Annotated in this window: 11 protein-coding genes; 5 read left to right on the forward strand and 6 right to left on the reverse strand. The window is 55.9% G+C overall.

Annotation, left to right across the window (positions count from 1 at the left end; all coding sequences use genetic code 11):
• The first annotated feature begins 78 nt into the window (after positions 1-78).
• The 4 genes from bglG to ACMHLI_RS05455 all read left to right on the forward strand — a co-directional run bounded on the left by bglG (position 79) and on the right by ACMHLI_RS05455 (position 3,810).
• Positions 79-927, forward strand: a complete 849-nt coding sequence (gene bglG / locus ACMHLI_RS05440; protein WP_413528598.1) for a transcriptional antiterminator BglG — start codon at positions 79-81, stop codon at positions 925-927.
• A 231-nt stretch (positions 928-1,158) separates the two neighbouring features.
• Positions 1,159-2,640 (forward strand): L-asparagine permease, encoded by a 1,482-nt coding sequence (ansP, locus tag ACMHLI_RS05445; protein ID WP_413528557.1) that lies wholly within the window; start codon positions 1,159-1,161, stop codon positions 2,638-2,640.
• A 166-nt stretch (positions 2,641-2,806) separates the two neighbouring features.
• Positions 2,807-3,004: a hypothetical protein gene (locus ACMHLI_RS05450; RefSeq protein WP_413528558.1), complete on the forward strand. Its 198-nt coding sequence runs from the start codon at positions 2,807-2,809 to the stop codon at positions 3,002-3,004.
• Complete coding sequence (locus ACMHLI_RS05455; protein ID WP_413528559.1) at positions 3,004-3,810, forward strand: hypothetical protein; 807 nt, start codon at positions 3,004-3,006, stop codon at positions 3,808-3,810. Before ACMHLI_RS05450 ends, ACMHLI_RS05455 begins: the two co-directional genes overlap by 1 nt.
• 20 nt (positions 3,811-3,830) lie before the next feature.
• Here the strand turns inward: ACMHLI_RS05455 and ACMHLI_RS05460 are convergent, their stop codons facing one another.
• The 6 genes from ACMHLI_RS05460 to ACMHLI_RS05485 all read right to left on the reverse strand — a co-directional run bounded on the left by ACMHLI_RS05460 (position 3,831) and on the right by ACMHLI_RS05485 (position 11,777).
• Positions 3,831-4,520 (reverse strand): fumarylacetoacetate hydrolase family protein, encoded by a 690-nt coding sequence (locus tag ACMHLI_RS05460; RefSeq protein WP_413528560.1) that lies wholly within the window; start codon positions 4,518-4,520, stop codon positions 3,831-3,833.
• A gap of 221 nt (positions 4,521-4,741) precedes the next feature.
• Positions 4,742-6,769: a CocE/NonD family hydrolase gene (locus tag ACMHLI_RS05465; RefSeq protein ID WP_413528561.1), complete on the reverse strand. Its 2,028-nt coding sequence runs from the start codon at positions 6,767-6,769 to the stop codon at positions 4,742-4,744.
• Entirely contained in the window at positions 6,766-8,409 is a 1,644-nt protein-coding gene (locus ACMHLI_RS05470) for an ABC transporter ATP-binding protein (protein WP_413528562.1), read from the reverse strand. The genes ACMHLI_RS05465 and ACMHLI_RS05470 overlap by 4 nt, the downstream gene beginning before the upstream one ends.
• Positions 8,406-9,233 carry an ABC transporter permease gene (locus tag ACMHLI_RS05475; RefSeq protein WP_413528563.1) on the reverse strand — a complete coding sequence of 276 codons (828 nt, stop codon included), beginning with the start codon at positions 9,231-9,233 and terminating at the stop codon, positions 8,406-8,408. The genes ACMHLI_RS05470 and ACMHLI_RS05475 overlap by 4 nt, the downstream gene beginning before the upstream one ends.
• Positions 9,234-9,246: 13 nt before the next feature.
• Complete coding sequence (locus tag ACMHLI_RS05480; RefSeq protein ID WP_413528599.1) at positions 9,247-10,194, reverse strand: ABC transporter permease; 948 nt, start codon at positions 10,192-10,194, stop codon at positions 9,247-9,249.
• On the reverse strand, positions 10,194-11,777 hold the full coding sequence (locus tag ACMHLI_RS05485) for an ABC transporter substrate-binding protein (protein ID WP_413528564.1): 1,584 nt from the start codon (positions 11,775-11,777) through the stop codon (positions 10,194-10,196). The genes ACMHLI_RS05480 and ACMHLI_RS05485 overlap by 1 nt, the downstream gene beginning before the upstream one ends.
• A gap of 218 nt (positions 11,778-11,995) precedes the next feature.
• Here ACMHLI_RS05485 and ACMHLI_RS05490 point away from each other — a divergent pair, with 218 nt between their 5' ends.
• The gene (locus ACMHLI_RS05490; protein WP_413528565.1) at positions 11,996-12,271 is read left to right on the forward strand and encodes a CBU_0592 family membrane protein; all 276 of its coding nucleotides are present in this window, start codon (positions 11,996-11,998) and stop codon (positions 12,269-12,271) included.
• Positions 12,272-12,273 lie beyond the last annotated feature (2 nt).

A 12,273-nucleotide genomic window follows, 5' to 3' on the forward strand; every position in this document is an offset into this window, starting at 1 on the left:
CAGTGTAATACGCTGAGCGATTGATTTAACCTGATCATCTTTTTTGGATGGTCAGGTTTTTGTTTTCAGGGAGTCATGATGAAAATCGCCAAAATACTCAATAATAATGTGGTGGTTGTCATAAACGAGCAGCAGCGCGAGCAGGTCGTCATGGGCCGCGGGCTGGCGTTTATGAAGAAAGCGGGGGATGAGCTTGATGACAGTAAAATCGAGAAAATCTTCGCCTTACAAAATGACGAGCTGGTCGCGCATCTGACTGAACTGCTGTCGCACATTCCGATGGAAGTGATGACCACCTGTGATCTGATCATTTCGCTGGCGCGCAGTCGTCTGGGAAAATTGCAGGAGAATTTGTACATTGCGCTGACCGATCACTGCAACTTTGCCATAGAGCGTCAGAAGCTGGGCGTGCCAATCAGCAATGCGCTGCTGTGGGAAACCCGCCGCTTGTATCCGAAAGAATATGCGCTGGGGCTGGAAGCGCTGGACATCATCGACACCCGTCTTGGCGTGCGTCTGCCGGTGGACGAAGCGGGCTTCATTGCGCTGCATCTGGTCAACGCTCAGCTTAACGGCGAAATGCCGGAAGTGGCGCAAATCACCCGCGTCATGCAGGAAATCCTCAATCTGGTGAAATATCAGCTGCGTCTGGAATATGACGAAGAAGCGCTGAGCTATCAGCGGTTTGTGACCCATCTTAAATTCTTTGCCCAGCGGATGTTCAACCGCACAGTGGTCGCCGACGACGACATGACGCTGCACGTTGCGGTAAAAGATAACTATCCGCAGGCATGGGCCTGCGCGGACAAAATCGGCGAATACCTGACCGCGCAGTATCAGCGCGAACTCACCACCGAAGAGGTGATGTACCTGTCAATCAACATTGAGCGGGTACGTAAAGAGAGCCAGCGAAAGGCACCGTCCTGACCGCACGGAAACACAAAATTCGTCCTGCGAAATATGAGTGATAACAATTTTTAATTACGTTTTTTTTGCCTCGCTTAGTCAGAAAAGGTAGCATCCTTCGCCGTTATTGCTTGAAAACAGTTCCGGCTTAAAAAAATACAGTGGATAAACCACGTAAACGTCGAGGCTTGCAATCGGTTGCTTGCAGCGTCAGACGTCAGGCGAAGGTCATTTTTTGGAGAACAAGATCGAATGAAGTCTCATAAAAAGTCGGCAGAGGCTAAACGCGCTGCTAAAAGACGCTGGTTGGATTCGCACGACGACGGGTATCACAAAAGTATGGGTAATCGTCAGGTTCAGATGATTGCTATCGGGGGTTCTATCGGCACCGGCTTGTTCCTCGGTGCGGGCGCACGTTTGCAGATGGCCGGTCCGGCATTGGCCATCGTCTATGCGGTGTGCGGTATTTTCTCATTCTTCATCCTGCGTGCGTTGGGCGAACTGGTACTACACCGTCCGACCAGTGGCAGCTTTGTTTCCTACGCGCGTGAGTTCCTTGGCGAAAAAGCGTCTTACGTGGCCGGTTGGATGTACTTCCTCAACTGGGCGATGACCGGGATTGTCGATATCACCGCAGTGGCTCTGTATATGCACTATTGGGGAACCTTCGGTGATGTTCCGCAATGGATGTTTGCGCTTGGCGCGCTGGCGATTGTCGCAACCATGAATATGATCGGCGTGAAATGGTTCGCCGAAATGGAGTTTTGGTTTGCGCTGATTAAAGTTGCAGCGATTGCCATTTTCCTGGTGGTCGGCGTGGTGTTCCTCGGCACCGGCAAAGAGCTTGCGGGCAACGCCACCGGTTTACACCTGATAACTGATAACGGCGGAATATTCCCGCACGGCCTGTTACCCGCGCTGGTGCTTGTGCAGGGCGTAGTCTTTGCCTTCGCGGCGATAGAACTGGTCGGTACTGCGGCGGGCGAAACTAAAGATCCTGAGAAAGTGCTGCCGAAAGCCATTAACAGCGTGATCTGGCGTATCGCCTTGTTCTACGTCGGTTCCGTGGTGCTGTTGGTTCTGTTGCTGCCGTGGAATGCCTATCAGGCAGGTCAGAGTCCGTTCGTGACCTTCTTCAGTAAGCTGGGTGTGCCGTATATCGGCACGATCATGAACATCGTGGTGCTGACTGCCGCACTGTCGAGCCTGAACTCTGGCCTGTATTCTACCGGTCGTATTCTGCGTTCACTGTCGATGGGCGGATCTGCGCCGAAATTCATGTCGAAAATGAGTGCGCAGCAGGTGCCTTACGCGGGCATTCTGGTAACCGTCGGGATTTACATCATCGGCGTGGTGCTGAACTACTACGTGCCATCGCAGGTGTTTGAAATTGTTCTGAACGTCGCGTCACTGGGCATCCTCAGTTCATGGGCATTTATCATTGTCTGCCAGATGAAGCTGCGTACTGCAATCAAAGAAGGCCGTGCGAAAGACGTGTCCTTTAAGATGCCGTGGGCCCCCTTTACCTCGTGGCTGACGCTGATATTCCTGGCCAGCGTGCTGGTACTGATGGCGTTTGACTACCCGAACGGCACCTATACGATCGCGACCATTCCGGTGCTGATCATTTTGCTGGTGCTGGGTTGGATTGGTCTGCGTAAACGCGCGGCCGAAGTCAAAGAAGCTCAGATGGCACATGAAGACGCGCATCACGATGGCGCAGAAGTGAAGTAAATCTTCCCGCTCTATGACGATGAAGACTCAGGGCTGCCACAAGGCGGCCCTTTTTTATGTCGCGGCATCAGCGTTATAAAAGTAAATACTCCTAAACTGCCCGGTGTTTCCCCCATTTCTTTCTGAGTTGACTAGTCTTAGGTCTTTGCAAAGACAAGAGAGCCGCATGTTTAGGATCCTGCTACAAATTTTTTCCAGCCCCGAGCAATTTCTTGGGTTGTTCAGCGCCGCCGATATTGAAAATACGCTGGAAGAAGGCGAACGCATTTTAATTGATGAAAACGGTACCGCTTCGGTAAATCCCGCCAACGTGGACATGCAGAAAGACTTCGCCCGTCACGTCAAACGCATGAGCGTGCTGTAATGGCGACGGCGGTCTTCATGGTGTTAATGGTCTGCGGGTACTGGTACACCACCCGCGACATCTCATCGCGTTTCAAACTCAAACGTACCTTCGGCTGGGACGTCTATTTTCTGGTAGCGCTTTACGGCTGCATTTTCGTCTTGCAGGGCGTGCTGGTTATCGCGTTGGTGTACATGGCGTTGTGGGGCATTTCCGGGGTGATTAACTGGCTGCCCGCGCTGCCGCATTTGCATCAGGACGTGCATTATCACCGCGATTTCATCAACTGGAGTTTCCTCGGTATTCAGGCACCGGTGGTGATTATGCTGGCGGTGTCGGTGATGCTTTGTCTGGTGCGTACCACCTGGTCAGCCGGCCTGCGGCTCAACACCGCCGGGCGCAGAAAGCTTTATAAGCAGCTGACGCGCGCCAACGGCGTAGAGGGTATTTTGTATCAGTGCATGGAGCAGGGCGATATGGTGTTTATCACGCTCCAGTCGCGCCGCGTCTACATTGGCATGGTGCACACCGCGCGTTGTGAAACGTCTTCCTCGGACAACGTGGTGGTTATCCCGATGGTCAGCGGCTATTGCGATAAAGACACCCTGGAGCTGCGGGTTGAGCACAACTATGCCCGCTACTATAGGGATCACGACATCACGCCGGTATCGGAGCCGGTGAACGTGTTGAACTTCCGCAAAGTGATTTTGCTCAGCCAGATTGAGACGCTGTCACTGTTTGACCCGGCCAGCGCGTGCGCGTTTGAAAAACTGATCCCGCTGATCGAAGAAGACATGAAGAAGAAAATCGGTGAAACGGACGCCTGAGTTCAGGCATCCGTTATTACTCAGGCCAGCGTAAAGCTGAAATCGCTCAGGCCTTCGATGCCGCCGGTGATCACATCACCGCGCTGCACTGCACCGACGCCCGCAGGCGTGCCGGTGTAAATCAAATCGCCGGGCTGCAATTCTACCGCCTGCGACAGATAACTGATGACGTCCGCCACCTGCCAGATCTGATCGCTTAAATCGCCGCGCTGACGCTGCTCACCATTCACGTCCAGCCAGATTCTTCCTGTTGCCGGATGACCGGTCTGACTGACCGGAAGCAGCGGATTGGCGGGTGCGGAGGCATCAAAGCCTTTGGCAAAATCCCACGGACGACCCATTTTTTTGGCCTGTGCCTGCAGGTCGCGACGGGTCAGATCTACGCCTACGGTATAACCCCAGACATGCGAAAGCGCATCGGCGACAGCGATATTTTTACCGCCCTGAGCGATCGCCACGACCAGTTCGACTTCGTAATGCAAATCTTCAGTCAGGGTCGGATAAGGCACGCTGCCGCTGGCCGGAACCACGGCGTCAGCGGGCTTGGAGAAGAAGAACGGCGGCTCGCGATCGGGGTCGTGGCCCATTTCGCGGGCGTGCTCGGAATAGTTGCGACCTACGCAGTAAACGCGGCGTAAGGGGAAACGCGCACTCTGGCCTTCAACGGCCAGAGAAGGCGTTTTGGGTACGGCAATTACAAATTCGGTCATCGTATTCACTTCACAAAGTTAACGTATTGTTATATTTGCAAAGCGAACAACGCTTGACCAGCAAATTGTTGTTACTGATCAATGTCAGTCGGTCAGGATTTGTAACGTGGCGCAGCGTGAGATTGCAGGAAGTTCTGCAGCATCCCCCAAAGCCGCTCCGTTGAGCTGGATCTTGCGGCAGTCCAAGGTGTAGACGTTGACCTTAAAAAACGGTTAGCCTCTTACCGCGCCACTCTCTGATGCCAGTACCTGCTCACTTCTTCCTCCCCGTTCAGACTCACCACCATGTCGCCGCTGACAATAAAGTGCGTCAGGTCACTGCGCATTTCCAGCGTGATGACGGCTTCCATCCACCAGCCTTCGCGGCCCATTTTCATGGTTTGTGTGAGCAGATAGCGCGCTGAAAGCGGATCGCTGTTGCTGACCGTCAGCTCGCGACGCAGGCTGTGATCCACCGTAGTATCGATATCGTCGAACCGATAGACGCCTTCGCCGAACACGCCGCCGACACCGTGAGTGACGCTGGTCCAGCTGTCGGTGAGGAAATCATAGGTGATGTTGCGGTCCACGCGGCCCGGTGACAGCAATGTTTGCGGCGTCGGAGCGGCGCTTTGCGGTTCGGCAATCGGCCCCGGAATGCTGACCGGCTCAGCACACACCGGCAGGCTAAGCTGCGCACTGTGCAAGTCGAGGGTGAGCGTCGCGGCTTCCGCCATCGGCCAGATCATCGGCCAGAAAGTGGTGGCCAGCGAAATTCGCATCCGGTTTCCGGCGGCAAAGCGGTGGGCGATGCCGTCCAGTTGCACCAATACTTTCACTTTTTGGCCGGGAGTCAGCGGGACAGATTTATCATGACCCTGAAGATGAGACAGGTTTAGCCAGCCGTGGGTGACGCGGTTGACCGAACCGTCGGGGGCGACATCGGAAAGACGGACGTACAGCATCGCGGCGGGTTTGTCGCTGCTCAACTCAACGGTGAACTGCGGGAAACCGAAAATGGTCAGCGGTTCGGCCAGCGGTTCACCGTCGAAAAACTCGGCCATGCCGTCGTCGACGCGCTGATCCGGCGGCATTTCGCCAGGTACGCCTGCGCCCATCCATTCACCGGCCATCAGGCCGTGGTTCTGGGGTGAACAGATATTGATGACGCCCGCGTCGGCGTCTGGTTGGGTATTCAGCTGTCCGCGCGTCAGCCAGCGCGGGCTGTGATGCACATTGCTGGCTGTGCCGCGATCAAATCCGACCCACTCGCCGCAACTGACCGGGCGCATCGCCGACGGGGGCTGGCTGTCCTGCAACCAGGTCTGGATCATCGGGCCGTCCATCGCGCCGTTGTCTTCACCCTTCAGCCAGTGATCCCACCAGCGAACCGCTTCCTGCAGAAAACCGATAGCCGGTTCCGGCGTACCGTCCTGCGGGTAAATATGTGCCCAAGGGCCGAGAATGGCGCGGCGCGGCACCTGTAAATTATCCATCAGACGGAATACGGCGTTGCTGTAGGCATCTGCCCAGCCGCCGACCGCCATCACCGGACATCGAATGGCCGACCAGTCTTCGCACACCGAACCGTGCTGCCAGTAGGCGTCGCGCAGCGGATGCTCCATCCACAGCGCCGGAAAGAATGGCATGTTTTCCAGACGGTTGATCCAGTCTTTATGCCAGCTTTCACCCAACAGCGCCGGATCTGCCGGACGGCTCTGGTAGGCCAGCATAATGCCGCCCCACCAAAGGTTATCGTTGAGCAAACAGCCGCCTTTGTAGTGAATGTCGTCGGCATAGCGGTCATCGGTGGAACAGACGGTGATGACGGCTTTCAGCGCGGCAGGGCGGCGTGCGGCGACCTGCAAACCGTTAAATCCACCCCAGGATTTTCCCATCATGCCGACGTTGCCGCTGCACCAGCGTTGCTGCGTGATCCAGTCGATCACTTCCAGCGCATCGTCCTGCTCCTGCAACAGATATTCGTCGGCCAGCAGGCCATCGGATTCGCCGCTGCCGCGCATGTCTACGCGCACCACCGCGTAACCGTTGCCAGCAAAGAAACCGTGCATTGGTTCATCGCGGGTGCGGGTGCCGTCGCGTTTGCGGTAGGGGATGTATTCGAGGATTGCCGGAACCGGCTGGCGTACGGCGTCATCCGGCAGCCACAGGCGGGCGGCGAGACGTGTGCCGTCGCTGAGCGGGATCCACAGATGTTCGGTCACGGTGACGGCGTGAGGGAATTCGGTCACGATGCGTTTGGTGCTCATAAGACTCCTGTCGAAGGAATGGCTGACGCCGGAAGCGAAACATTGCGCAGGGCGAGGACGTCGTCCAGCCAGCTGGTGCGCATTTCCGGTACGGAGGTCAGCAGTTTTTCGGTATAGCTGTGCATTGGCGCGCGAAAGACCACATCGGTATCGCCGCTGGCGACCACTTTGCCCTGATACATCACGGCCACCTGATGGGCGATGCGTTTGACCGTCCCCAGATCATGGGTGATGAACAGGTAAGAAAGCCCGAACTGTTGCTGCAACCGGCGCAGCAGATTCAGTACTTCCTCTGCGACCAGCGGATCGAGCGCTGACGTCGCTTCATCACAGATAATCAGCTCCGGCTGTGCGGCCAGCGCGCGGGCGATGCACACTCGCTGCTTCTGCCCGCCGGAGAGTTCGCCGGGGCGCCGGTCGAGAAGCTTCACCGGCAGCTCGGTCAGACGCAGCAACTCTTCCACACGTTCACGAACCTGCTTTTTGTTCATGCCAAAATAGAAGGTCAGCGGGCGGCCGATGATATCCAGTAATGTCTGGCGCGGGTTGAGCGCCACGTCGGGAAGCTGATAAATCATCTGCATCCGGCGCAGCGTCTCTTTGTCGCGCTTCTGATAATTGTGCGAGAGCGACATGCCGTCGAAATCCGTCGCGCCCTCGGTATCCGGCAACAGCCCAACCAGCGCTCGCGCCAGCGTGCTTTTTCCGCTGCCGGATTCGCCGATGATCGCCAGCGTTTTGCCGCGCGGCAGTTGCAGACTCACGTCATGCACCACGCGCTGCCCGTTGTAACCGGTACTGATTTTTTGCATGGATAGCAGCGGCTGGCCTGAGGACGCATGGCCATCTGTCAGCGGCGTCAACGCGTGTTCACGCTCGGCCACCAGCCTGCGGGTGTATTCCTGCTGCGGATGTTCCAGAATGGTTTGCGTATCGCCGGTTTCCACTTCTTTGCCGTGACGCAACACCATAATGCGGTCGGCAAGTTGGGCAACCACGGCCAGATCGTGGGTGATGTACAGCGCGGCGGTGTTGAACTCGCGCACCAGTTTGCGCAGCATCACCAGCACTTCAATTTGCGTGGTGACGTCCAGCGCGGTGGTGGGTTCGTCCATGATCAACAAATCAGGCTTGCAGGACATCGCCATCGCGGCCATCGCGCGCTGCAGTTGTCCGCCGGAAAGCTGATGCGGATAACGCTTGCCGATGTTTTCCGGATCCGGCAAATCCAGCGAGCGGAACAGCGAAATTGCCCACTGGCGGCTCTCTTCTTTGTTCATCAGAGCGTGACGGATCGGGCCTTCGCAGACCTGTTTTTCGATAGTCAGCGCAGGATTAAACGAGGCGGCGGCGCTTTGCGCGACGTATGCCACGCGGCGTCCGCGCCATTGACGTTTAACGTGGGAAGGTTGTGAAACGATGTCGGTGCCGTCGAGAAACACTTCGCCCCCGGCAATCCGGCAGCCCTGACGCGCATAGCCCAGCGCTGCCAGCCCGATAGTCGATTTACCGGCACCAGATTCGCCAATCAGCCCGAGCACTTCGCCCGCCGCCAGTTTCAGCGAAATATCCTGCACCAGCGGGGAGCCGTCGAGGGTTTCGATACGCAGTCCGCGCATCTCCAAAATTGTACGGGTCATGCTTCATCTCCATGCGGCAGGCTGTTGCGGGCCAGCAGCCAGTCGACCACCAGATTAACGCCAATGGTCAGCAGGGCAATCGCCGCCGCGGGATACAGCGGAGCGAACTGGCCGAAGTTAATGGCCTGCGCGTTGTCGCGCACCATACTGCCCCAGTCTGCATACGGCGGCTGGATGCCTAATCCTAAGAAACTCAAGCCCGCGATAAACAGAAAGGTAAAGCAGAAACGCATCCCGAATTCTGCCAGCAGCGGCGGCAAGGCGTTGGGCAGGATCTCTTTAAACAGCACCCAGCGCAGGCCTTCACCACGCAGACGCGCAGCTTCAACATATTCCTGACAGACAATCGCCTGCGCCACCAGGCGCGCCAGACGGAACACGCGGGTGGCATCGAGCAGGGCGATGGTCAGTACCAGCACCGGGATCGAGGTGCCCATTACCGAAAGGACTATCAGCGCGAAAATCAGCACCGGAATCGACATCACGGTATCGACGATGCGTGACAGCACAACGTCCACCCATCTGCCGTAAATTGCGGCGGTAAAGCCTGTGACGATGCCAATGATGAAGGAGCTGAAGGTGATGGTCAGCGCGATGGCGATGGTGGTGCGGGCGCCAAACAGAATGCGGGAGAGCATATCCCGCCCGAGGCTGTCGGTGCCAAACGGCGTGGCGGCAGAAGGCAGCAGCCAGATATCGCCGACCTGTTCCGTTTCGCTGTGCGGCGCGAGCCACGGCGCAAATACCGCCGCCAGCAAATTCACCGCAATAATCACAATGCCAATCCAGGCCGACAGCGGGATATTGATGAAATATCGGTTCATGATGTCCCTCTTTTTAGCGCGCATGGCGCAGGCGTGGATTGCACCAGATCGCCAGTAAATCGGCGGTGGTGTTGAGGAAAATGTACGTACCGCCAAACAGCAGACCGCAGGCCTGAACCACCGGCAGATCACGCTTGGTCACTGCATCCACCATGTACTGCCCGATGCCGGGATAGACAAACACCACTTCTACCAGAATCACCCCGACCACCAGATACGCGAGGTTAAAGGCCACCACGTTGATGATCGGTGCGAGGGCGTTGGGCAGGGCGTGCGAAACCACAATGCGCCAGCGTGGGATACCTTTGAGCACCGCGCTTTCAATGTACGGGCTGGACATCACCGCTGTTACCGAAGCACGGGTCATACGCAGCATATGCGCCAGCACCACCAGCGTCAGGGTGAGCATCGGCAGGGTGCAGACATACAGCCGTTCGGCCAGGGTGGAGGAGCTGTCAACCATCGCCAGACTCGGAAACCAGGTCAGACGGATGGCGAAGGCGATCACCAGAATGTAGCCGACGAAAAACTCCGGTACGGAAATGCTGATGAGCGTCAGGGTATTCGCCAGACGGTCAAAAACCGAACCGCGCCAGATGGCCGAGGCGATGCCTAAACCAACCGCCAGCGGAATGGCGATCACCGCAGCGTAACCTGCCAGAAACAGCGTGTTAGCCAGGCGGGGTAGCAGCTCATCGCTTATCTGACGCCCGTTAGCCAGCGAGTGCCCTAAATCACCGTGCATGATGCCCGCCAGCCAGTGCAGATAACGCAGCACAGACGGTTCATCTAACCCCAACTGCAGGCGCAGTGCCGCCACGGTTTCCGGCGTGGCGCTCTGGCCTAAAATGGCCGTCGCCACGTCACCAGGTAACATTTCGGTGCCGATAAAAATCAGCACCGACACCAGCCACAGCGTGATAATGCCTAACAGCACACGCTGTAAAATCCTCTTCTTCATCATGCCTCCAGCCAGACGCGCTCGGCCAGACGACCACCCATGAAATTAAACATCGGGTGCGGTTTGATACCGCCGACTTTTTTGCTGGCGGCGTCGAGATAATCACCAAACAGCGGGATCATCGCACCACCGTCGTCGCGGACAATGCTTTGCAGCTCGCCATAGATTTCTGCACGTTTGCTTTCATCGAGCAGCGAACGCGCCTGAAGGAGCAGTGCGTCGAACTTCTCATCTTTCCAGTGGGTATCGTTCCATTTTGCGGTGGACTGATAGGCGGTGGAGAACATCTGATCCGCTGTAGGTCGGCCACCCCAATAGCCCATGCTGAACGGCGCTTTCATCCACACGTCGTCCCAGTAACTGTCGGCGGGCTGGCGTTTGATGTTGACCTGAATGCCGCCTTTTTGCGCTTGTCCCTGGAACAGCGCGGCGGCGTCTAACGCACCGGCAAAGGCAGCATCGGAGGAAGACAGCTCTATTTTGAGATCGGTCAGACCGGCTTTTTTCAGGTAAAACTTTGATTTTTCGGGATCGTAAGCGCGCTGCTCAAGGCTGTGATTGAAAAAGCGGTCGGTTTTTGGGATCGGGTGGTCGTTACCCAATGAGCCGTAGCCGCGCAGCACAGTATCGAGAATTTTTTGCCGGTCGATGCCGTATTTTATCGCCATGCGAACGTCGTTATTGTTGTACGGCGCAACGCTGCAATCCATCAGGAAAGTGAAGTGCTGGCCACCGGCAGAACGGATGATATTGAGCGCCGGGCTGCGTTTGAGGAAATCGACGGTTTTAAAATCAACGCGGTTAATGGCGTGCACCTGTCCGGAGATCAGGGCGTTGGTGCGCGCGGTCGGATCGTTGATCACCAGCACTTCTACGGCATCGACAAAGGCGCGATCCGGTTTCCAGTAGTTCGGGTTGCGTTTGAACAGCGAACGTACGCCCGGTTCATACTGATCAAAAATGAAACCACCGGTGCCAATCGGGTGCGACCAGTCGGTAAAGCCGTTGGGGACGACCACCAGATGGTAATCCGCCAGCAGATAGGGCAGATCGGCGTTGCCGCCGTCAAGGGTGATCAGGATCTGGTTGTCGCCCTGTTTGGTGAGGCCGGTAATCGGCGCGAGCTGAGTTTTGATGGCGCTTTTGGATTTGTCGCCGCGATGCAGGTTGATGGAGTAAAGGATGTCGTCGGCGTCGAGCTTCTTGCCGTTGTGGAAAGTGACGCCCTCACGGACGGTAAATACCCACTCCGCCGCACCCGGTTTAGCCTCCCATTGAGAGAAAAGTTCCGGCGTAGCTTTGTTATTTTCGTCTATTTCAATCAGGCCGTTCATCAGCATATATGCCTGATTTAAGGGCACCCAGTCGCTGAATAATGTCGGGTCGAGCGTATCACTGGTATTTCCGCCTGACATACCCAGTTTTAATACGCCGCCTTTTTTAGGTTCGGCTGCAAACGCGGAGAAAGGCGATAATCCCCATGCAGTGGTAATACCCACAGCAGAAGCGCTGGTAATAAAGCCGCGACGGCTAAGTTGTGCATCCTGCATTAATTTCGTCAAAGGGGAATTATTATCTTTCATTAATTTTCTCCATGGTGGCGTGCTGGAATTTTATAGGTGCAAGTGAATATCCCTGGTGTATCTAATGGGCGCAATGGTTTGCCTGCCTGATTTATATCAAAACACTCTGCGTTACTTGCATGAGAATTAATCATGAGGGTATGCGAAAAATGCGCGGCAGAACACCCTGAAAAGCTTTATTTTTCTGGGTAATGAATGTTCGCAAAGGGAAATGACCGGTGGAGCTGCATACGGTGGTCGGGTTAATTGGCGTATTTTGCTATCTTCTGGCATATGCGTTGGTGCAGATGCGCAGACTAGCGGTTGATGCTAATAGTTACGCATATCTTAATATTATCGGCGGTGTGTTCGGGCTGTATTCTTTAAGCCATGATTTTAACCTTGCTTCCTGTATTTCGCAGTCATTCTGGCTTTTATTCACATTAATTGGCATGAATTCTGCGAGAAAACGCAGATATCTGGAAAGGAATAAAATTCCGCCGACGGATATATAACT

The sequence above is a fragment of the Rahnella inusitata genome (assembly GCF_965118895.1).
Taxonomy (GTDB): Bacteria; Pseudomonadota; Gammaproteobacteria; order Enterobacterales; family Enterobacteriaceae; genus Rahnella; species Rahnella inusitata_A.